General features: G+C 70.9%; 12 protein-coding genes. 7 read left to right on the top strand and 5 right to left on the bottom strand.

Annotation, left to right across the window (positions count from 1 at the left end; translation table 11 throughout):
* Positions 1-105: 105 nt before the first annotated feature.
* From HV826_RS00485 to HV826_RS00495, 3 genes are read right to left on the bottom strand one after another with little or no spacing between them, the layout of a single operon-like run.
* Complete coding sequence (locus tag HV826_RS00485; RefSeq protein WP_176415035.1) at positions 106-1521, bottom strand: DUF3526 domain-containing protein; 1416 nt, start codon at positions 1519-1521, stop codon at positions 106-108.
* Between the two features lie 20 nt (positions 1522-1541).
* The gene (locus tag HV826_RS00490; RefSeq protein WP_176415036.1) at positions 1542-2969 is read right to left on the bottom strand and encodes a DUF3526 domain-containing protein; all 1428 of its coding nucleotides are present in this window, start codon (positions 2967-2969) and stop codon (positions 1542-1544) included.
* 10 nt (positions 2970-2979) lie between these two features.
* Complete coding sequence (locus tag HV826_RS00495) at positions 2980-3684, bottom strand: ABC transporter ATP-binding protein (RefSeq protein ID WP_176415037.1); 705 nt, start codon at positions 3682-3684, stop codon at positions 2980-2982.
* A gap of 120 nt (positions 3685-3804) precedes the next feature.
* Here HV826_RS00495 and HV826_RS00500 point away from each other — a divergent pair, with 120 nt between their 5' ends.
* A complete protein-coding gene (locus HV826_RS00500) occupies positions 3805-5721 on the top strand; it encodes a DUF5829 family protein (RefSeq protein WP_176415038.1) in 1917 nt (638 codons plus the stop codon).
* A gap of 32 nt (positions 5722-5753) precedes the next feature.
* Here HV826_RS00500 and HV826_RS37810 read toward each other — a convergent pair whose 3' ends face one another.
* The gene (locus tag HV826_RS37810; protein ID WP_217916977.1) at positions 5754-6941 is read right to left on the bottom strand and encodes an SRPBCC family protein; all 1188 of its coding nucleotides are present in this window, start codon (positions 6939-6941) and stop codon (positions 5754-5756) included.
* Between the two features lie 236 nt (positions 6942-7177).
* On the opposite strand from HV826_RS37810, the gene HV826_RS00510 reads away from it, so the two are divergent.
* Both HV826_RS00510 and HV826_RS00515 read left to right on the top strand, forming a co-directional pair.
* Complete coding sequence (locus HV826_RS00510) at positions 7178-7399, top strand: hypothetical protein (protein WP_176415040.1); 222 nt, start codon at positions 7178-7180, stop codon at positions 7397-7399.
* Positions 7400-7577: 178 nt separating this feature from the next.
* Positions 7578-8258: a phosphoribosyltransferase gene (locus tag HV826_RS00515; RefSeq protein ID WP_176415041.1), complete on the top strand. Its 681-nt coding sequence runs from the start codon at positions 7578-7580 to the stop codon at positions 8256-8258.
* 22 nt (positions 8259-8280) lie between these two features.
* Here the strand turns inward: HV826_RS00515 and HV826_RS00520 are convergent, their stop codons facing one another.
* Complete coding sequence (locus HV826_RS00520) at positions 8281-9471, bottom strand: fatty acid desaturase (RefSeq protein ID WP_176415042.1); 1191 nt, start codon at positions 9469-9471, stop codon at positions 8281-8283.
* A gap of 187 nt (positions 9472-9658) precedes the next feature.
* On the opposite strand from HV826_RS00520, the gene HV826_RS00525 reads away from it, so the two are divergent.
* From HV826_RS00525 to HV826_RS37815, 4 genes are all read left to right on the top strand, one after another.
* On the top strand, positions 9659-11782 hold the full coding sequence (locus HV826_RS00525; RefSeq protein WP_176415043.1) for a PAS domain-containing protein: 2124 nt from the start codon (positions 9659-9661) through the stop codon (positions 11780-11782).
* The gene (locus HV826_RS00530) at positions 11779-13146 is read left to right on the top strand and encodes a sigma-54 dependent transcriptional regulator (protein ID WP_176415044.1); all 1368 of its coding nucleotides are present in this window, start codon (positions 11779-11781) and stop codon (positions 13144-13146) included. The genes HV826_RS00525 and HV826_RS00530 overlap by 4 nt, the downstream gene beginning before the upstream one ends.
* A gap of 110 nt (positions 13147-13256) precedes the next feature.
* Positions 13257-13637, top strand: a complete 381-nt coding sequence (locus HV826_RS00535) for a response regulator (protein WP_368670805.1) — start codon at positions 13257-13259, stop codon at positions 13635-13637.
* A 387-nt stretch (positions 13638-14024) separates the two neighbouring features.
* A complete protein-coding gene (locus HV826_RS37815; RefSeq protein ID WP_176415046.1) occupies positions 14025-21458 on the top strand; it encodes an Ig-like domain-containing protein in 7434 nt (2477 codons plus the stop codon).
* Positions 21459-21474: the final 16 nt, after the last annotated feature.

Raw genomic sequence — 21474 nt, forward strand, 5'->3', positions numbered from 1 at the left:
CAGCGAAGAGGCGTGAAGAGCGCCCACACACGGCAACGGCCCGCGAGGAGTCCCTCCTCGCGGGCCGCGAACCGCGCTGACCTCCTGACGACGCCCGCCACACGCTCAAGCGATGCGGGGCCGTCCCAACCAGGCCAGGCCCAGCCCCAACGTCAGCAGCGTCGGCAGCACGAGCGCGAGCAACCCCAGCGCCACCTGGGCTACGACGTCGGTGCCAGGCTGCTCGACATATGCGAATCGCGGCAGCCGCGCATGCTCCGCGGCCCCCAAGGTGGCGCCCGAGAAGACGCGAGGAAGCAGTGCCTCACGCCACCTGGTGTGGAAGTGGTCGACCTGCCGCAAGAAGTGCTCGTGCCGTGAGCCTCCCGTGCCCGCCACGTCCTGGAGCGCCTGCTGGAAAGCCAGCGCGGGAGACAGGAAGCGCAGCACACCCAGCGCATTCTGCTGCCGCTCCAGCTGTGACTGAAAGGCCGCCACCACGGGCGCGGTCGCCCGAGCCGCCTCGTCCTGCACGGCCAGCGCCGTGGGCCAGTACCCCTCCGCCCTGGCCCCCTTGGGCGCCAGCTCCGGATGGTCCTCGAAGTAGGCGGACAGCACCTCACTGCCGCGCTTCTGCGCCTCCAGGGACGCCTCGCGCGTGGCCCCCACCAGCGCCACGCGGGACGGCACCGGGTACAGTCCACTGACGCCCAGCTGCGCCACCGCGGGCACCACGACCACCAGCACCAGCCACGCCCCCACGAGCACCAGCGCGTTGGTGGCGGAGCTCAGGGCCCGCGCATTCACGGCCAGCGCCAGCGCGAACCAGAAGGCGCCGTAGCCGACCACCAGCGTCAGCCAGCCCGCCAGCCGACCCACGCCCCCTGCCCCGCCCGTCAGCGCGTAGCCGACGACGCCCGCCAGCACGCACAGGCCCAGCAGGACACCCGCGCGCACCGCGAGCCTTCGCAGCGCCCAGCCGCGAAGGCCCGTGGCCTGCACGAGCACCAGCCGAAGCGTTCCGTCCTCTCGCTCACGCGACACCAGGTCGAAGGAGAACGCGAGCGCGAACAAGGGCAGCAGGTAGAGCAGCACGAACGACAGGTCCAACGTTCCAGTCGCCAGGTGCACCGGGTGCTCCAGCGTGTCACGCGCGAAGTCCGTGAGGCGCCCCTGGAGCGACACCTGGTAGGCGGACGGCAACAGGTCCATCTGCCCCACGGTGAAGGCCCCCAGCGGCCCCGGAGGCAGCAGGGCTTCGGGCTGGACGAGCGTGTTGCCTACCGGCACCGGCATGGCGGGGCTCTTCCAGGGCGGCAGCGCCGGCCCACGTCCCTGGCGCAAGGCCTCCGCCGCCTCCGCCAGACGGGAACGCCGCTCCGTCTCCTGTGCGACGAGGCGCTGCTGGTAGGTCCGCAAGTCCCGGGTGAAGCGCCAGCCGTTGTAGAGGCCCAACGCCATCAAGCCGAGCAGGAGCGCGGCGGAGAAGGCGAGCATCCGGTCCTTCCGGAGCAGGAACCACTCGTGTCGAAGCAAGGACATCTTCAGGGTCTCCTCGTGCCTCAAACGGCGCTCAGGCGTGCGCACGCGCGCAACGCGAAGAAGGTGGTCCACGCCAGCCAGAATCCCAGCAGGAGAAGCCCCGGCACCTGCGCGCCCAGCGCATCCGGGAGCCGCTCCTCGTCCAGGCTCAGCTCCGGCACCTCACGCCACAGCGACGCGTCCGCCTTGTAGTCCGCGTCGCCGTATTTCGAGCGGAGCGTGATGGTGTCATTCATCTGCTTCACCAGCCCCTGCCGGTACTGCTCCGCCTGCCTCGTGAAGCGCAGGTGCGCGGACAGGTCCGTTCGCGCGAGCGAGGCCGACAGGTGCCGCAGCGCCAACATGGGAGACAGCGGCGCGAAGAAGCGGTGCAGTCGCTCCTGTTCGCCGTAGCGCGCCTCCAGCTCGCCGAAGCGCTGCGCGCCCACGCGGTTGCTGTACTCCTCTCCCGCTTGGAGCGCGATGCCCCGGAAGTTGACTGGGAGCGCCTCCAGGGACGCCGCGCCGTAGCGCGCCAGCGTCTCACGCTCGAGCGCCGCCTGTCGCTGGTCCGCCGGGTCATGACCGCTCAGGCCCTTCTCGTAGTCCTCCGCCAACCGCCGCGCGAAGTCCTGCGCCGTGGGCACCGGCGCCCACGCCCGGGCCGCCTCCACCGCGAGCCGGGGCACCAGCAGCGCGTTGACCATCCACACGCCCAGCAGCACCACCAACGCGCCCCGGGAGGTCCGCGCCCACGCGCTGACCGCCAGCCCCAGGAACACGAAGCCCGCCAGGTACAGCGCATACCCCAGCGCCAGCCCCGACAGGCGTCCCAGCAGCTCGCCCGACGAGACGCCCGCGCCGCTCCCCAGGCCCACCACCAACACCACGGCCACGACGAAGAGGGGCACCAGCAGCGCCGCGAGCGCCAGCCCTACGCCCAGGGCCTTGCCCAACACGAGCTGATGACGACGCACGCCAGAGCTCAGCAGCAAGCGCAGCGTCCCCTGCTCCCGCTCGGCGGTGAACGCGGAGTAGGTCAGCAGGATGATGAGCAGCGGCACCAGGAGCTGGAGGACCCCTGCCCCCGTCAGCTCTCCAAAGCGCGCCGCCGCCGTGGAGTCCGCCGCGGGTCGGTACTGGGTGGCGTTCCGCTTGTGCGCCTCCAGGTAGACGGCGACGCCCAGGTACGGCTCCACGCCGCGGTCGAACGCGGCCAGGACGGACTCGGGCTTGAACGCCCAGACACCGTAGTGCGCGGCCGAGTGCGGGTTCTTCTCTCCCTGCTCCAGCCAATGCTGGCGCGTCAGGCGAGCACCGGCTTCGCGCTCGGCACGGGAGTCCCGGACATGGAGCGCGCCGACCGCGATGCCCACGAGGGCCAGCAAGAACACCAGGGCTCCCGCGACACGGAAGCGTCCGTCGCGCGACAGCTCCATCCACTCTTTTCGGGCGATGGCTCGAATCATTCGTCGGTCCTCAGCCACGCATGTGCGCCAGGTAGAGCTGCTCCAGCTCCGCGTGCCCCAAATCCCGCGTGGCGCGCGTCTCCACCAGCCGGCCCGACTTCATGATGCCCACGCGCGTGCCGGACTCCTTCGCGCGGAACAGGTCATGGGTCGCCATGAGCACCGCCATGCCTTCACCACTCAGGCGAAGGAGCAGCTCGGAGAGCTCGTTGGACGCCAGCGGGTCCAAACCGGACGTGGGCTCATCCAGCAGCAAGGCCCGCGCGCCCTTCGCCAGCGCGATGGCGATGCCGACCTTCTGCCGCATGCCCTTCGAATAGCGGCCAACGGGGACGTCCATCGCCCCCGGTTGCAGCCCCGCGCGCGCCAACCACCCGGTGGACTCCTGGGTGGACAGCGCCGGGCGGCTCGCCAGGGTGTTGAAGTAGGCCAGGTTCTCCCGGCCTGTCAGCCGAGGGTAGAGCATCACCAACTCGGGCACGTACGCCAGCAGCCCGCGCACCTGGGCTTCGTGTTGCTGGACCTCCAACCCCGCGACGCGGGCCTCGCCTTGCGTCGGCGTGATGAAGCCCAGGAAGAGGTTCAACGTCGTGGTCTTCCCTGCCCCGTTCGCACCCAGCAGGCAGAACACCTCGCCCGCCCCGATGGACAGGTCCAGTCCTTCCAGGGCCAGGTGCTGGCCATAGCGTTTTGACAGCTTCTTCGCTTCAAGCATGGGTCATCTCCATAACGAAGACCCGACAACAAACGCAACTCGATTGCATAAACACCATTCCCCTGGCAGCATCCCTGGCATGCGACAGGGCGTGGAAAGTCCTGGACCCGGGAGGTCGACGTGCTGGCGGTGATGGTGCTCTTGAACCTGGTGTTGGCCGCGCAGGTGGCTCCGGACGGCACGGCGGCGACCTGGGGAAGCGCGGTGGCGGCACCTGGCCAGCGTGCCCACGGCTACCTGCCCGTCCCTGGTGGCGATGAAGACGTTCCGCCGTTGCCAGTCACGGTGATACGGGGCGCGAAGCCAGGACCCGTGGTCGCGCTGATGGCGGGAATCCACGGCGCGGAGTACGTGCCCATCCTCACGCTCCAGCGCCTCGCCGCGAAGCTCCAACCCGAGACGATGCGTGGCACGGTGGTCATCGTCCATATCGCCAACGTGCCGTCCTTCCAGCGGCGCACCGTGTATTACGGCCCGGACGACTGGAAGAACCTCAACCGCGTCTTTCCTGGCAACGCCTCTGGCACGCCCACGGAGCGCATCGCGCATGTGCTTACCCACGAGGTGTTCGACCGGGTCGACGCGGTGGTGGACGTGCACTGTGGTGATGGCAACGAGGCGCTCTCGCCATATGTCGCGTTCATCGCCAATGCGCCTGACCCGAGCGTGACAGAGCGCTCGCGCGCCATGGCGATGGCTTTTGGAGCGCCGACGGTGAAGCCGCTCTGGCCGGACTTCGCTGGCCCCACCCGCTACACCTCCGCGACCGCCACGGCGCGAGGCGTCCCCGCAATCGGCGTCGAATGGGGCGGCGAGGCACGCGCATCCCCGGAAGAACTCAACCGGGTGGAGGCGGGCCTGCTTCGCGTCCTCAAGCAGCTCGGCGTCGTCGCCGGAGGCGCGGCCGCTCCGGGCAAGCCCCGCTTCGTCACCTGGTCGGAGTCAGTGATGAGCCCGGTGCATGGGCTCTTCACGCCCGGCGTGAGGCCGGGCCAACGCGTCGAGGCCGGCGCTCGGCTCGGTGAAATCAAGGATGCCTTCGGACGCACGCTCGCGGTTCCCGTGGCCCCCTTCACGGGCGTGGTCCTGTACGTGGTCACGACGCCGCCCGTGAATCCGGGTGAACCGCTCGTGTCCCTGGGGCAGGTGACGAACACACTGCCTGCGCAACCCGCGGTGGCCCCGCCGCGTGCGCCCCCGGTGGTCCTCAACCACTTCTACGTCGTCCTCCCCGCGGAGGCCTTCGCGTCGCTGCGAGCACTGGACTTCCTTTCGGACGGGTTCGCCCAGGTGGATGGCGGCCTGCCCGCCTTCAAGGTGCCCGATGCCAGCGCCCAAGTCCTCTATGTGCGGGGTCAGGACACGTACCTGGAGCTGCTGGGGCCCGGAAACGCCTTTGGCGAGCCCGTGGGCAAGGTCGGCGTGGGCCTGAGCGTGGAGCAAGAAGGCACGTTGTCACGCCTGGCGGGGCCACTGCGGACCGCGTTGGGGCAGAAGGTGCACCAGACCCGCACGCGGCGGAAGTTCGAAGGCCGGGGTGAGGTCCCCTGGTACGACGCCCTCTACCGCGAGCCCTCCGCACCCGACACGTCGCTGGACTTGTGGGTGAGCGAGTACCTCCCCGAGTTCTTCCAGGCCCTGTATCCCGACCGGCCGTGGAGTGCTCATGACGTCAGCCGGCGGGCCCTGCTGGGGCCCCGCTTCAAGCCCGAGCGCTTGCTGCGCAACGTGGAGCGCATCTCCCTGGAGCTGTCCCCACGGCGCGCCCATACCTTCATCCGCGAGCTGGTCGCGCTGGGCTACCAGCAGGTCTCTTCGCCTGGAGACGTGTTCGCCCTCCAAGGAGAAGGCCTGCGCTGGCAGGTGCGTGAGGCCGCCCAGCCGCGGGGACTTCTGGAGGTGGGCTTCTCACTCAATCGGGTGAAGACGGGGCCGCGCGTCTACGACCTGGGCCACGGCGCGAAGCTGGAGTTCTCCAAGGACGCGCCGGAGGCCCGCTGGGTGCTTGCGAACGGGAGAAGACGGGCCGTCCCGTGAGCCATGGCCACGCGGGCAGAGCCCCGCTCCGCTCAGTGCGTGAGGGTGCCCCGGGTCACCATGGGCCGCGGCGCGACCTGCTCGCGCGTCACCGTCTCGTGCCCGGTGGCCCTTCCCCGCTCCAGCAGCGACTTGAAGCGCAGCAGATCGTCATCCATCTGCTTCTTGGGGTCCGCGCCCAGCAGCTTCGCGAAGGCATGGCCAATGGCCCCCGCCGGCGGGTTGTAGGACAGCCGGATGTCCACCCGCGTGCCGCCGCGCGGCGTGGACTCGAAGTGGATGACGCCCAGGTTCTCCACCGCCGTGCCCTCCACGCTCTTCCAGGCCAGCACCTTGTTGGGCACGAACTTCGTGACGACGGCGTCCCATTCGAAGTGCAGCCCCGCGGGCCCGCGCACCTTCCAGTGTGAGCGGCCCTCGATGCCCGGAATCACTTCATCCACGTGCGTCATGAACCGGGGGAAGTTCTGCATCTCCCTCCAGAAGGCGAACACCTCCTCCACCGGCGCGTCCACGTTGATGTCCTTGTGAAGGGTGATGGCCCGCCGCCCCGCGCCCAGCCCCGTGAGCCGCCGCAGCCCCAGGTTCGTGAAGGCCCGCGTGCCCAGCACCACGCCGCCCAGGGCCGCCAGGGTGCCCGACAGGCCCCGGCGTCCCAGCCCCCAGGCCGTCAGCGTCAGGCCGCCCAGCGCCCCGAAGAGCCGCTCGGTCGGAGACCAGTGCTCCTGGAAGAAGAGCCTCGACTCACCCGAGCGCATGCTGCCTCCTTGAAGCGCCGGGTGCGCCGAACCCTCCGCATACGGAACAAGCTGGTTGTCCACCCCATGCACCCCCTGCACCTTGCCGATGCGGAGCAGCACGCGGCGGAGCTCCTCGCGGAGGATGGGGCCCTCCAGCCGGACCATCCCGTCCCGAGCCATCACGCGAATCGGCCCGGGATGCGAGCACACCCGGCCCAGGGCCGAGCGCACCCGTTCCTCCAGGATGAGGTCCTCCACCGGTGCCCGGTGCAGCTTGCGTAGCGATTCGAAATAGACGCCGCGCGAGCGCTGCGAGAGGTCCCGAGCGACGACGCCCACCGCGCCGCCCGCCTCATGCGCCGCGTGGACGGCCTTCCCCTGCAGATGGGACCTGCGCCAGCGGCCACTGCGTGGATCCGTCCAGTACATCAGCCCCAGGCCCAGCCCCGCGCCACCGATTCCCCATAGGGCAGCTCTCATCGTTCGCCTCCTTCTGGCTCGTGTCCTTCGCTCCACGGAACGTGACGGCGGTGATGGCGCGGTGCAGCAGACGGGAGGGGGCTGCCCTGCTCGCGTCCGTGAAGGCCGCCTGGCCACCGACCGGGCGATCCAGGGCCCGGAGGGCCTCACGTTGACTGCTCAACGGGGCCGGTGCCCGCGGGCTCGAGCGTGCCCACTGTCTTGCGTGCTGGTGAACCCGAGAGGAGCAAGACGGCATGCCCGAGGTACCGACGACACCTGACGCGCCCGTGAAGGACCCCGACCCCGACAAGCAGCCCGGGCGTGAGCCTCCCGGGCCCCAGGCGCCGCCGAAGGAGGAGCCGCCCACCCGGCAGCCGCCGGAAATCGAGCCGCCGCGGCCGCCCGAAATCAAGCCGCCCGGCATTCATGACCCGCCGGTGCCCAATCAGCCTGGACAGCCGGCAATCATCGCGTGAGCCCCACCGGGTGCGCGGCGGACGAGCACGCCGCGCGCCCCTCGGCGTGAAGCCCAGAGCCCAGGCGAGCGCCTGGTGCCAGCGCGAACGCCCGCCCCGTTCCACGAGGCCACTGGCGTGTCCAGCTTTCTCCTGACGAGCGGCCGTTCCACTCCAGGGAGCGGCGAGGAGCGGCGGCATGCGAGAGCCCCAATTCCAGGACCGCCAGGAGGGAGGCCGCGTGCTCGCGGACCACCTGCGGCGCCACGCGCGGCAACCCGGCACCCTGGTGCTGGCCCTGCCACGAGGCGGCGTGCCCGTGGGCGCCGAGGTCGCGCGGAAGCTCGGGCTGCCGCTCGATATCTTCGTGGTCCGCAAACTCGGCACGCCCGGCCATGAGGAGCTGGCCATGGGCGCCATCGCCTCTGGGGGCGTGCGCGTGCTCAACCGCGAAGTCGTGGACGAGCTGAACATCGGCCGCGAACAGCTCGAGGCCGCGACCCGCCGCGAGACCGGGGAGCTCCAGCGGCGTGAGGAGAACTATCGGCAAGGCCGGCCGCTCCCCGACGTGCGGGGGCGAACCGTCCTCCTGGTGGACGACGGGCTGGCCACCGGCACGACGATGCGGGCGGCCGTGGCGGCGCTGCGGCTCCTGGCGCCCGCGGCCATCATCGTCGCCGTGCCCGTGGGCGCGGCCGAGTCCTGCGAAAGCCTGGCCCAGGTGGCGGACGAGGTCGTCTGCGTCCGCATGCCCGAGCCCTTCTATTCCGTGGGCCTCTGGTACCGCGACTTCGCGCAGACGGAGGACGACGAGGTGCGTGCCCTGCTCGCCCAGGCGACCCGGGAACAGGCCTCCGGCGAGGCCCAGCCCTCCGCCTGAGTCTGGCGCCCCCCAGCGGACCTCAGCCGCGCGGAGCCGGCCCCCACGCGCGCATGGACGTCCGCCCCACCATGATGTCCACCAGCCGCTTCACGCGGCGGAAGACGCTCTCCTGCGCGTAGGGCACACCGTGCTTCTCACACAGCGCCTTCACCCTGGGCTGCGCCTGCCGGTAGCGCGTCATGGGCAGGCTGGGCCAGAGGTGGTGCTCAATCTGGTAGTTCAGCCAGCCGTGGAGGAAGTCCACCACGTCATTGCCGGTGGCGTAGTTCACCGAACCCACCACCTGCCGCACGGAGAACTCCGCGCCGCTGCGCGCTCGGCCCTCGAAGCGGTAGAGGTCGTCCCCGGCGTGGTTGGGCGCGATGAGCACGAAGCTCTGGATGTTGGTGAGCACCTCCGCGAAGACGCTGTTGGCGAAGACGCTGAGGACGGCCCACGCGCCCAGCGGCGCGAAGAGCGCGGGCAGCAGCACGAAGCGCAGGCCCGCGTAGGGCAGCAGGCACGTCCACCAGAAGGCGCGGCCCTCGGCGTTGAACGGGTTGAAGGCGGTGATGAGGGGCAGCGTGCCCGCCTCGTCCGGCCCCCCCGCGCGCTTGCGCTCGAAGCGCCGCCACTCCAGGAACGTGTTCGGCGCGTAGTACGTCACCTTCCACGTGCAGGCGAAGAACGCCACCAGCGCGTACTTGGCCAGCAGGGGCATGCGCGATTGGCGCAGCCACTCCGTGTTCATCTCCACCAGGTCCGGGTCCGCCGTCTCGCCCGTGTGCCCGTGGTGAAGCACGTTGTGCTCGTGCCGCCACGCCTGGGGGTGAATCCAGTCCGGCCACTCCCAAAAGCGGCGCCACCCGGTGGCGAAGCGCTTGCCCGTGTAGCGCGCCGGCACGCCCGGCACCTTGTCGTAGCCTCGGTGCGTGACGTGATGGGCCATCATCGTCCAGCGCGCCGTGTTGCCTTGCGCGATGAGCAGCGCCGACACGGGATTGGGCATCAGCCACGCCGTCGCGTAGCCCAGCACGGAGCAGGCCCGGCCCCAGCGCTCAATCTTCCGCGCGTGCGCCAGGTCCTCCTCGCCGAGCGAGGACTCCAGCTCCTGCTTGAGCGCCTGGAGGTCCTGGGCGAAGGCTTCCGGCTCGACGAGCGCGTGGGGGTGGGGGGTGGGAAGAGACGTGCGCGGCACTTCGTCGACGAGCAGGGGAACTGCCAGGGTCATGGTGGGCTTGGCATCTCGGTGAGGGCATCCAGGTTGGCGACCTCCAATCTAGTCCCAGGCCCTGAAATTCCGGCTGTGGAAATCCATGGACCCGTTCTCTCGCCCGCCACGCCACCAGGGCGGCACGCCAATGCCAGACGAGCCACCGTCCGGCCGAGGATTGCGGTTAAGCTCCCGCGCCCACCGCATGCACGAGTCCCCTTCCCGTCGACAGCTGCTGCTGGCCGTCCTGGTGGCCACGACGCTCTCCGCGGCCGTCGAGGGGGTCTGGCGCTACTCCGGGGCGGTGAGCACCCCGGCCCGCGTCCTCCTCACCGCCGCGGTGGGGCTGCTCGTCAGCGGCACCCTGGCGCTGATGCTCCTGCGAACCCAGGAGCGCGCGCACCGCGCACGGGACGCCGCCCTGCGCAGCGCGGACGACGCCAGCGCGCTTCGCGAGGCCGTCATGGACGTGACGCCCGTGGGCTTCGCCTTCTTCGACCGCGAGCTGCGCTACGTCCACGTCAACACGGCCCTGGCGGCGATGCATGGCCTGCCCGCGGAGCGCCACCTGGGCCGGCACGTCACCGAGGTGATGCCCGACCTGGGCAAGCGCATCGCCCCGCGCCTCCAGCTGGCGCTCAGCACGGGGGCCTCCATCCAGGACACCCTGCTCCAGGTGGAGACGCCCGCCGCGCCAGGCGAGAGCCGCTTCTGGTTCGGCAGCTACCTGCGCGTGCGCGGCGCGAACGGCGAGGTGCTGGGTGTCATCGCCGCGATGTCCGAGCTCACCGAGCGCATGCGCGCGGAGAAGAGCCTCCAGGAGCATGAGGGCCGGCTGGACGTGCTCACGCGCTCGCTGCCGGACTACCTGTGGGGCGGCAAGCTGCGCGGCGGGAGGCTGCGCGACTTCTACTGCACGCCCGTCATCGAGCGCACCACCGGCTATGCCGCCGCCGCGTTCGTCCAGCCCGCGCCGGATGGCGGACCGCCGCCGCTGTGGGCGGAGATGATCCATCCCGAGGACCGCGCCCGCTACCGCGCCCGCATCGAGGGCCTGGCGCCCGGCGCCGAGGCGGAGCTGGAGCACCGGCTCATCTGCGCCGACGGCCGCGTGCGCTGGGTGCGCAGCCGCGCCGCCGCGTCCGCGCTGGATGCGCAGGGGGAGCTGCATGTCGGCTGCGTCGTCACCGACATCACCGACCGGCGGCTCGCCGATGACCTGCGCCAGCGCCTGCATGACAGCTTCCGCCGCTCCGCCCAGGAGTGGCGCCGCACCTTCGACGCGGTGGCCTCGCCGCTGATGGTGCTGGGGGCGGATGGCACCGTCCAGCGTCTCAACGCCGCCGCCATCGCGCTCTTCGGAGGCATGGACCCGTCCGGCCAGCCGTTGTTCACCGCCGCCAGCGCCCCCCCCTGGTCCCACGCGCTGCCGTTGGTGGAGGAGCTGCGCCGCACCCACGCCAGCGCCACCCGCGAGCTGGGCGACCCGGTGTCGCGCCGCACGTGGGAGGTGTCCGCAACGTGGGTGGAGGAGGCGGGCGGCGAGGACTCGCGCATCATCCTGGTGGCCACGGAGGTGACGCGCCTGCTGGAGCTCCAGGCCAGCCTGCGGCGCAGTGAGACGATGGCCGCCATGGGCGCCATCGTCGCGGGCGTGGCCCACGAGGTCCGCAACCCCCTCTTCTCCATCTCCGCGGTGGTGGACGCGGTGGAGGCGACCTTCGGCGCGCGCGCGGAGCTCAAGCCCTACGTCGACGTGCTGCGCGGCGAGGTGAAGCGCCTCAACCACCTCACGCAGGAGCTCTTCGAGTACGGCCGCCCCACCCGCGGCGAATGGGTGGAAGGCCCCGTGCTCCCGGTGGTGGCGGATGCGCTCTCCGCGTGCGCCCTGGCCAGTGAGCGGGCCGGCGTGGAGGTGAATCGCGAGCTGGCGGCGGAGCTGCCCCGCGTTCGCATGGACGCCCGGCGTTTGTTTCACGTGTTTCGCAACGTGGTGGAGAACGCGGTGCAGCATTCCCCGTCGGGCAGCGCGGTGCGGGTGGCGACGGAGGAAGTGGAAGAGGCGGGCCGGGCCTGGGTGCGGTGCACTGTGCGGGACGGCGGGCCGGGCTTTCGCGCGGAGGACCTGCCCCATGTCTTCGAGCCCTTCTTCAGCAAGCGGCGCGGCGGCACGGGGCTGGGCTTGTCCATCGTCCAGCGCATCCTGGAGGAGCACCAGGGTGTCATCCGCTTGCGCAATCACCCGGAGGGCGGCGCGGAGGTCACCCTGCTGCTTCCAGCTGTTTCTTCGCCTGTATCAACCCAGCACGTAGACTCCCTGGCTTCATGACGCGTACCCGTATCCTCCTCGTGGACGACGAGCCCGGCATCCGCCTGGGCATGAGGGGCTTCCTCACCGCCCATGGGTTCGACGTGGACGAGGCCACCAGCCTCGCCGAGGCGCAGGAGGCGTTCCGCGCCACGCGTCCGGACGTGGCCCTGGTGGACTACCGGCTCACGGACGGCACCGCGCTGGAGCTGCTGCCGCGCCTCAAGGACATCGACGCGTCGGTGCCCCTGGTGGTGCTCACCGGCCATGGCTCCATCGAGCTGGCCGTCCAGGCCGTGAAGGAAGGCGCCGAGCAGTTCCTCACCAAGCCGGTGGAGCTGGCCGTCCTCAAGGTGGTGCTGGACCGGCTGGTGGCGCAGCGCCGCGAGCGGCAGCGGCTGCTGGCGGAGCATTCACGCATCGCCCGTGGGGCGGTGGACCCCTTCGTGGGTGGCAGCGCGGCCATCCGCGCGCTCCAGGCGCAGGCCGAGCGCATCATCGAAAGCGACAGCCCGGTGCTCATCACCGGGGAGACGGGCAGCGGAAAGAGCGTGCTCGCGCGCTGGCTGCATGAAGGCGGCCCGCGCAAGGACGCGCCCTTCGTGGACCTCAACTGCGCGGCGCTCTCCAAGGACCTGCTCGACTCGGAGCTGTTCGGCCACGAGAAGGGCGCCTTCACCGGCGCGGTGTCCGCCAAGCAGGGCCTGCTGGAGGTCGCCGACCGGGGCACCCTGTTCCTGGACGAGATTGGCGACATGGACTCGGCCGTCCAACCCAAGCTCCTCAAGGTGCTGGAGGAGAAGCGCTTCCGGCGGCTGGGCGACGTGAGGGACCGCCGCGTGGAGGTGCGCCTCATCGCCGCCACGCACCAGGACCTGGGCGTGGCCGCCCGCGACAAGCGGTTCCGCAGCGACCTCTACTTCCGCGTCAGCACGCTCATCCTCCAGGTCCCCCCGCTGCGTGAGCGGCCCGAGGACATCATCGAGCTGGCGCACCACTTCCTGGCGGAGCTGGGCGCGGCGCGGGGACGGGGCGGCGTGGGGCTGCAACCCGACGCCCAGACGGCCCTCACCCGCTACGCCTGGCCTGGCAACATCCGCGAGCTGCGCAACGTGCTGGAGCGCGCGGTGCTGCTGTCCGGCGGCGGGCCCCTGTCCCGGCAGGACTTGCGCTTCGAGGCCGTCGCCAACGAGGCCGCCTCCGACGCCGACGACCACCTCACCCTCGAGGCGCTGGAGCGCCGCCACATCGAGCGCATCCTCCGCCGCGAGCACGGGCACGTTGAGCGCGCCGCCGCGCGGCTCGGCATCCCCCGCTCTTCCCTCTACGAGCGGCTCAAGCGCCTGGGCATCAACCGGTCCGGATTCCAGAAACCGGATCCGTAGCCTGGACACAGCACGCAGTCGCGGGCCGGAGCGCGGGAGCAAGCATCGGAATTTACATGGAACCGAGACAAGCCCGTCCCTGGCCCTGAGCTTGCTTGAGGGCCCGCCCCGTGGCCCAGAACATCCTGATCGTCGACGACGAGTCTTCCCTCTGCTGGGTGTTGGGCCAGTTCTTCTCCGGGGCCGGCTACCGCGTGGACTCGGCGGGCGCGCTGGATGAAGCGCTGGACCTGATGACGACGGGCCGCTACGACCTGGTCATCAGCGACCTGCGCTTGAGCGGAACGCTCTCCGAAGAAGGGCTGATGCTGGCGGACTTCGTGCGCCGCTTCACCCCCCAGACGCGGGTGGTGCTGCTGACGGCGTTCGCCACCCAGGAGCTCACCGACCGCGCGCAGGCGCTGGGCGTGGACCTGGTGCTCTCCAAGCCCCAGCCGCTGCCCGCGCTGGCCGAGCACGTCTCCCGCCTGCTCGCCGCCGCCGCGGTGTAGTTCGCGCCCCTGCCGCCGCACGCGAGTCCACCCGGGCTCCAGATCAGCAATCCCAGACTTCCGTTCGCCGTGTCCGCGAAGCGCCCCACCGCACGCGTTTCCAGATTCCAGAAACCAGATCCAGGCTCCGGACAACCACCCTCCTGTTGCGTTCCAGGCTGGCTTCAAACGCAGACAATTCGGCTGAGGCTTCACTATTTCACGTTGGCACCCCGGTTGCTCTGGCATCTCGGCGTGACTGAGCCAGCCCCGATCCCCAACGAGCCTTCCCCCCGGCGGCAGTTACTAGTCTGGGATTCCACGCCTCACGGCGCTTTCTCGGCCTATGCCGCACGGCCCCAAACCAGAAGGCAGACAACACGTCTGTCCTGGGCGCTTGCCCTCCTGGTGGCCGTATCGGCGGCCCAGGCAACGGCGGCCCCCGTCCTGCGCCACACCGCGAATCAGCGCGGCGACATCCTCATGGTGGGCAACACGCTGGCCCAGGACTGCTCCAGCGAAGTTCCCAGCCCTCTGGTGGGCACCGTGGGGAGCTGCGGGTCGAACACGTCGGATGACTCCGTGGACGTGTACTGGACCATTGAGACGGGCACGGCCTTCGCAGACACGTCCGTGTCGGCCACCCAGGCCCGGACGCGGGCCGCGCTGCAGATTCCCGCGGGCGCCATCGTGACGTACGCGCGCCTGTACTGGGCGGCGCACCTGTCCACCACCACGTCGAACCGGACGCCGGACACCACCGCGGAGCTCAGCCGGCCGGGCGTGTTCTCACAAATGCTGACGGCGGACGTCACGCACAGCTACGCCCCGAATGGCCGGTACATCTACGAATCCTCCGCGGACGTCACCAGCCTGGTCGCCGCCCATGGCACGGGCGTCTTCGAGGTCAGTGACGTGGATGCGGCCCCCATCGCCAGCCTCAACAGCACGGACCCGTTCAGCGCCTGGGCGCTGGTCGTCTTCTACCGGCACCCGGGCTCGCCCATCCGCAACCTGACGCTCTTCGATGGCATGGACTACGTCAGCAATAACAATCCCCAGACGGTGACGCTGTCCGGCTTCAATGTCCCGCCGTCTGGCTTCGACGCCAAGCTGGGCGTGTTGGCCTTTGAAGGTGACGCCACGCGCACCGGCGACCAGTTCCGCGTCAACGGCGTGGCCATCTCCGATGGCAGCAACCCCTCGAACAACTTCTTCAACGGCACGCGCTCGGAGCTGGGCAGCTCGGCCACGCATGCCAATGACCTGCCCCGGCTGACGGGCGCGCAGGGGAGCATGTCCGGCGTGGACCTGGACATCGTGGACATCACCGACCGTGTCTCGGGCGGCGCCACGTCCATGACGGTGACCGCGACGTCCTCCGGTGACTCCTACATCCTGGGCGCCTTCGCGACGTCCATCGCCACGCTCCGGCCGGACTTCACCAACACGTACAAGACGGCGTCGCCCGTGAATCCCCGCGCGGACGGCTCGCTGCGCGGCGGCGACGTCATTGAATACACCATCGTCACCACCAACACCGGTGACGACGTCAGCATCGAGACCGTCCTCGCCGACCCGCTCCCCTCCCAGCTCACCTATATGCCGGGCTCGCTGGAGGTGGTCTCCGGCCCCAACGCGGGCGCGGTGACGGATGCGTCGGGAGACGACGTGGGTGAGGTCAGCGCCGCGGGCGTCATCACCGTGCGCCTGGGAACGGGCGCGACGGCCACCCTGGGCGGCAGCCTGGCGCTGAACCAGAGCACGAGCATCCGCTTCCGCGCCGTGGTGAACGCGGATGCCTCCGGCGTCATCGCCAATCAGGCCACCATCACCGCGGAGGGTGAGCGCGGCGCGCCCGCCAGCTCCGCGACCAGCTCCCCTTCCCCCAGCACCACCGGGCCGACGACCATCGTCGTGTCCGTTCCGGACGCGCCCGTGGTGACGGCCCCGGCGCCCGGCAGCGTCGTGGTGACGAGCGCGCCCGTCTTCACCGGCACGGCCGAGCCCGGCAGCACCGTGAGCGTGGTGATTGATGGCGTCGAGGTCTGCAGCGCCACGGCGCACGCGACCACCGGCGCCTGGTCCTGCACCAGCGCGACGCTCCCGGAGGGCACGCACACCGCCACCGTCACGGCCAGTGACCCGGCCGGAAACGTCAGCCCGCCCACGCAGGTGAGCTTCAGCGTCGACACCGTCGCCCCGGACACGAACATCCTCACCGGGCCCACCGGGGCGGTGGCCTCCACCAGCGCGAGCTTCACCTTCGCGTCCAACGAGAGCCCCGTCACCTTCGAGTGCAGCCTGGACGGCGCGGCCTTCACGTCCTGTGCTTCGCCGGCCACCTATGCGTCACTGGCGCAGGGAAACCACACCCTCCTGGTGCGCGCGGTGGACGTGGGTGGCAACGTGGACCCGACGCCCGCGACCCGCGCGTGGACCGTGGACACCGTGGCGCCAGAAACCACCATCGTCAGCGGCCCGTCCGGCCTGACGAACTCCGCCAGCGCCACGTTCGACTTCGGCTCCAATGAGAGTGGCGTGACGTACCAGTGCGCGCTGGATGGCGCGGCCTTCACCGCCTGCTCGGATCCGCGGACGTTGACGGGCCTGTCCCAGGGCAACCACACCCTCCAGGTGCGCGCGGTGGACGCGGCGGGCAACATCGACGCCACGCCTGCCAGCCGGACCTGGACGGTGGACACGTCTGCTCCCGACACCAGCATCGTCAGCGGTCCTTCGGGGACGACGAACTCCGCCAACGCCGCGTTCACCTTCAACGCCACGGAGAGCCCCGCCACCTTCGAGTGCAGCCTGGACGGCGCGACCTTCGCCGCCTGCACCTCGCCCGCGTCCTTCACCGGCCTGGCCGAGGGCAACCACACCTTCGCGGTGCGCGCCCGTGACGCCGCCGGGAACGTCGATGCCACGCCCGCTACCCGCTCGTGGACCGTGGACACGGTGGCGCCGGACACCACCCTGCTCACGGGACCGTCCGGCATGACGTCCTCGAGCAGCGCGGCGTTCACCTTCAACGCCACGGAGAGCCCCGCCACCTTCGAGTGCAGCATGGACGGCGCGACCTTCGCCGCCTGCACCTCGCCCACGTCCTTCACCGGCCTGGCCGAGGGCAACCACACCTTCGCGGTGCGCGCCCGTGACGCCGCCGGGAACGTCGATGCCACGCCCGCCACCCGCTCGTGGACCGTGGACACGGTGGCACCGGAGACGACCTTCGCCAGCACGCCGCCAATGCTGTCCACCTCCGCGGACGCGACGTTCGACTTCAGCGCCAACGAGAGCACCGTGACGTTTGAATGCCGGCTGGACGGGGAGGTGCTGTTCACGCCCTGCACCGACCCGCTGACCTTCCCGGCGCTGTCGCAGGGCAACCACACGCTGGAGGTCCGCGCCGTGGACGCGGCTGGAAACACGGACCCGACGCCAGCCGTCTACTCGTGGACCATCGACAGCACCGCGCCGGACACCACCCTCGCCGGTGGCCCCTCGGGCGCGACGGCGGACACCGAGGCGACGTTCAGCTTCACCTCCAGCGAGACGCCGGCCACCTTCGAGTGCTCGATTGACGGAGGGCCCTTCGCCGCCTGCACCAGCCCCGTGACGATGACGGGCCTTGCGGACGGCGCGCACACCTTCGCGGTGCGCGCGGTGGATGCCGCGGGCAACGGGGACCCCACGCCCGCCACCCGGACCTGGACCGTGGACACCACCGCGCCGGACGCGCCTGCCATCAACGTGCCGGCCAACGGCGTCTCGGTGCCCACGCAGCAGCCTGTCATCTCGGGTACGGCGCAGCCGGGCACCCTGGTGACGGTGACGGTGGATGGCACCGTGCTGGGCACCGCCCCCGTGGATGCGAATGGCGACTGGACCTTCACCCCGCCCGTGATGTTGGACCAGGGGGCTCACACCGTCACGGTGACGGCCACGGACGCCGCGGGCAACGTGAGCGACCCGAGCGCCCCCACCTCCTTCACCGTGGACACGGTGGCTCCGGACGCTCCGGAAATCACCCTGCCCGGCGACGGCGACACCATCGCCACCGCGACGCCTGTCTTCGAGGGCACCGCGGAGCCTTACGCGCAAGTGACGGTGGTGGTGGACGGTGACGTGGTGGGCACGGTGACGGCGGACGGCGACGGAAACTGGAGCATCGCCAGCCCGGAGGCCCTCGAGGAGGGACCGCACACCGTGGAGGCCACCGCGACGGACGCGGCGGGCAACACCAGCGAGGAGACGTCGCATGACTTCTCCATCGACCTGTCCACGCCGGAGACCTTCATCGACTCCGGCCCCGCGGCCTTCACCCACGAGACGTCCGCGACCTTCACGCTCCGCACGGAGAACGGCGGCGTCGGCTTCGAGTGCAGCCTGGACGGCGCGGCCTTCGCGTCCTGCGTCAGCCCCGCGGTGTTCAGCGGCCTGGCTGAAGGCCCCCATACGCTGGCGGTGCGGGCCGTGAATGCCCTGGGCACCGTCGACCCGACGCCGGCCGTACACGCGTGGACGGTGGACCTGACGCCGCCGGATGATCCGGCCATCGTCTCACCCCCCAACGGCGCCGAGGTGGGCACCGCGACGCCGACCCTCACTGGCACGGGTGACGCGGGCAGCCATGTCTACCTGGAGGTGGGCAACGCCACATATGGCCCCATCGCGGTGGACGCGAACGGCGACTGGACCTTCACGATTCCGGATGCGCAGCCGGAAGGCCCCGTCACCATCATCGCCACCGGCGTGGACGCGGCGGGGAACTCCTCCAGCCCGGTGTCCCACGGCTTCGTCATCGACCTGACGGCGCCCGAGACGTTCATCGACGCCGCTCCGGCGGCGCTCACGCGCGAGACGTCGGCCACCTTCGAGCTGCGCTCCGAAGGGGGCGGCGTGGGCTTCCAGTGCAGCCTGGACGGCGCGTCGTTCGCGCCCTGCGCCTCGCCGGTGACGTACGCCGGCCTCGCGGATGGCGAGCACCTGTTCCTCGTGCGCGCGGTGGACGCCGTGGGCAACGTGGACCCGACGCCGGCCGAGCACACGTGGACCGTGGACACGGAGGCGCCTGACACCGTCATCGTGTCCGGCCCCACCTCACCGACGAACGCGACGTCCGCGACGTTCGAGCTCGCCGCCAACGAGGCGGGCTCCACCTTCGAGTGCAGCGTGAATGGCGCGACGTACACCGCCTGCGCCAGCTCTGTGACGTTCCAGGGCTTCGCCGAGGGCGAGCACACCCTGTGGGTCCGCGCGGTGGACGGCGCGGGCAACGTGGATGCCTCGCCTGCCACCTACACGTGGACGGTGGACGTGACGCCGCCGGCCGCGCCGGTCATCGCGTCGCCGGCCGCTGGCGCGGTGCTCGATGAGGGCACCGTGACGCTCACCGGCTCCGCGCAGGGTGCGGTGTCCGTCCACGTGACACTGGGCGGAACCACCTACGGCCCCATCGCCGTGGACGGCTCCGGCGACTGGAGCTTCACGCCGCCGGTGTCGCTGGGTGATGACACGTACACGGCCGTCGTCACGGCGACCGACTCCGCGGGCAACGACAGCGCCCCGGCGAGCGTCACCTTCACGGTGGACACCACGGCGCCGGACACCGCCATCGACAGTGGCCCGGAGGCGCTGACGAACGAGACCTTCGCGTCCTTCGTCTTCTCTTCGAACGAGTCCCCGGTGACATACGAGTGCAGCCTGGACGGCGCGGCCTTCACGGCGTGCACGGCGGAGGCGCAGTTCGGTCCGCTGGCGGACGGCGGCCACACCCTGGCGGTGCGCGCGGTGGACGGCGCGGGCAACGTGGACGCGACGCCGGCCACGCACACCTGGGAGGTGGACACCGAAGCGCCCGCAGTGGCCATCACCTCCCCCGCCAGCGGCGAAGTGCTCGACACCGCGATGGTGACGTACACCGGCACCGCGGAGCCGCACAGCACGGTGGTGGTCGTGGTCGACGGCAACACCGTCGGCACGGCGGAGGCGGATGCCTCGGGCCAGTGGACCCTCCCGGTCGGCACGACGCTGGCGGAGGGTCCGCACACCGTCTCCGTCACCGCGACGGACGAGGCCGGCAACAGCAGCGACGCGGTGACACACACGTTCACCGTGGACGCCGAGCCGCCCGAGACGACCTTCACCCAGACGCCGCCGGCGCTGAGCGCCTCCGACACGGCCACCTTCGGGTTCGCGTCGGATGAGGCTCCCGTCACTTACGAGTGCAGCCTGGACGGTGCGCCCTTCTCGGCCTGCGACAACCCGGGCGAGCTGACCGGCCTGACTGACGGCGAGCATGTGTTGGAGGTCCGCGCCCGTGACACCGATGGCAACGTGGACCCGACGCCCGCCTCCTTCACCTGGACGGTGGACACCACGGCGCCGGAGACGGTCATCACCAGCGGCCCGCCGCTGACGGAGGCCCCGGCCGTGGCCACGTTCGACTTCGATGCCTCGGAGCCGAACGTCACCTACGAGTGCAGCCTGGACGGCGCGGCCTATGCGCCGTGCACGGACCCAGCCACGTTCAACGACCTGGCGCTGGGCTCGCACACGCTCCACGTGCGCGCCGTGGACGCGGTGGGCAACGTGGACGCCACGCCGGCCACCTACACCTGGGTGGTCACCGCCGACGCGGACAACGACGGCCTCACGGACACGGAGGAGCTCGCGCTGGGCACCGACCCGAACAACCCCGACACGGACGGTGACGGCCTGCCGGACGGCATCGAGGTGCAGGTCGCCGGGACGGATCCGCTCGACGACGACACGGACGACGACGGCCTCCTGGACGGCAACGAGGACGCCAACCACGACGGCATCGTCGACGAGGGTGAGACGGACCCGAAGCGCTGGGACACCGACGGCGACCTGCTGTCGGACGGCCTGGAGCGGGGCCTCACCGAGCCCCAGGGCACCGACACGGACATGACGCGCTTCGTGGCGGACGCGGATCCGACGACGGTGACGGACCCGCTCAACGCGGACACGGACGGTGGCAGCGTGCGTGACGGCATCGAGGACGCCAACCACAACGGCCGGGTGGACCCGGACGAGACGGATCCGCGGCTGGCCACGGACGACCTCGACGCCGACCTCGACGGCATCGACGACGCGACCGAAATCGCGCTGGGGCTCGATCCCCACAACGCGGACAGTGACTCCGACGGCGTGCCGGACGGAATCGACGGCATCACCGACACGGATGGTGACGGCCTCATCGACGCGCTGGACCCGGACAGCGACAACGACGGCCTCCTGGACGGCACGGAGCTGGGCGTGACGCGGGAGAGCGCTCCGGCGGATACGGACCGCGACTCGCCCCACTTCCGCCCGGACGCGGACCCGGCCACCACCACCGACCCGAAGAACCCGGACACGGACGGCGACGGCCTGATGGACGGCGAGGAGGACACCAACCACGACGGCCGCGTCGACGCCACGGAGACCGACCCCAACGACGCGGACACGGATGACGACGGCCTGAGCGACGGTGTGGAGGTGCAGGGCACCAACCCCACCGACCCGCTCAATCCGGACACGGACGGTGACGGCCTGAACGACGGGGTGGAGGACGCCAACCACGACGGCGCGCTCGACGACGGCGAGACGGACCCGAACAACGCCGACACGGATGGCGGCGGCGCCAGCGATGGCGAGGAAGTCTCCGGCGGGACCCACCCGCTGGATGCCAACGACGACTTCACCATCGCGGGCCACGGCTGCAGCACCGGCGGCGCGGGCACCTTCGCTCCACTGGCGCTGTGGCTGCTCGCCCTGCCACTGCTGCGCCGCCCGCGCCGCACGGGAAGCCGCTCCGTCCGGGCCGCCTGACTCAACGCCTCCGCTC

Origin of the sequence: Myxococcus sp. AM010, from assembly GCF_013372585.1 — a bacterium.
Taxonomy (GTDB): Bacteria; Myxococcota; Myxococcia; order Myxococcales; family Myxococcaceae; genus Myxococcus; species Myxococcus vastator.

Coding starts and splice junctions, on each gene's coding strand:
- HV826_RS00485 (WP_176415035.1), bottom strand. CDS start 1,521: ATGTCCTTGCTTCGACACGAGTGGTTCCTGCTCCGGAAGGACCGGATG.
- HV826_RS00490 (WP_176415036.1), bottom strand. CDS start 2,969: ATGATTCGAGCCATCGCCCGAAAAGAGTGGATGGAGCTGTCGCGCGAC.
- HV826_RS00495 (WP_176415037.1), bottom strand. CDS start 3,684: ATGCTTGAAGCGAAGAAGCTGTCAAAACGCTATGGCCAGCACCTGGCC.
- HV826_RS37810 (WP_217916977.1), bottom strand. CDS start 6,941: ATGAGAGCTGCCCTATGGGGAATCGGTGGCGCGGGGCTGGGCCTGGGG.
- HV826_RS00510 (WP_176415040.1), top strand. CDS start 7,178: ATGCCCGAGGTACCGACGACACCTGACGCGCCCGTGAAGGACCCCGAC.
- HV826_RS00515 (WP_176415041.1), top strand. CDS start 7,578: ATGCGAGAGCCCCAATTCCAGGACCGCCAGGAGGGAGGCCGCGTGCTC.
- HV826_RS00520 (WP_176415042.1), bottom strand. CDS start 9,471: ATGACCCTGGCAGTTCCCCTGCTCGTCGACGAAGTGCCGCGCACGTCT.
- HV826_RS00525 (WP_176415043.1), top strand. CDS start 9,659: ATGCACGAGTCCCCTTCCCGTCGACAGCTGCTGCTGGCCGTCCTGGTG.
- HV826_RS00530 (WP_176415044.1), top strand. CDS start 11,779: ATGACGCGTACCCGTATCCTCCTCGTGGACGACGAGCCCGGCATCCGC.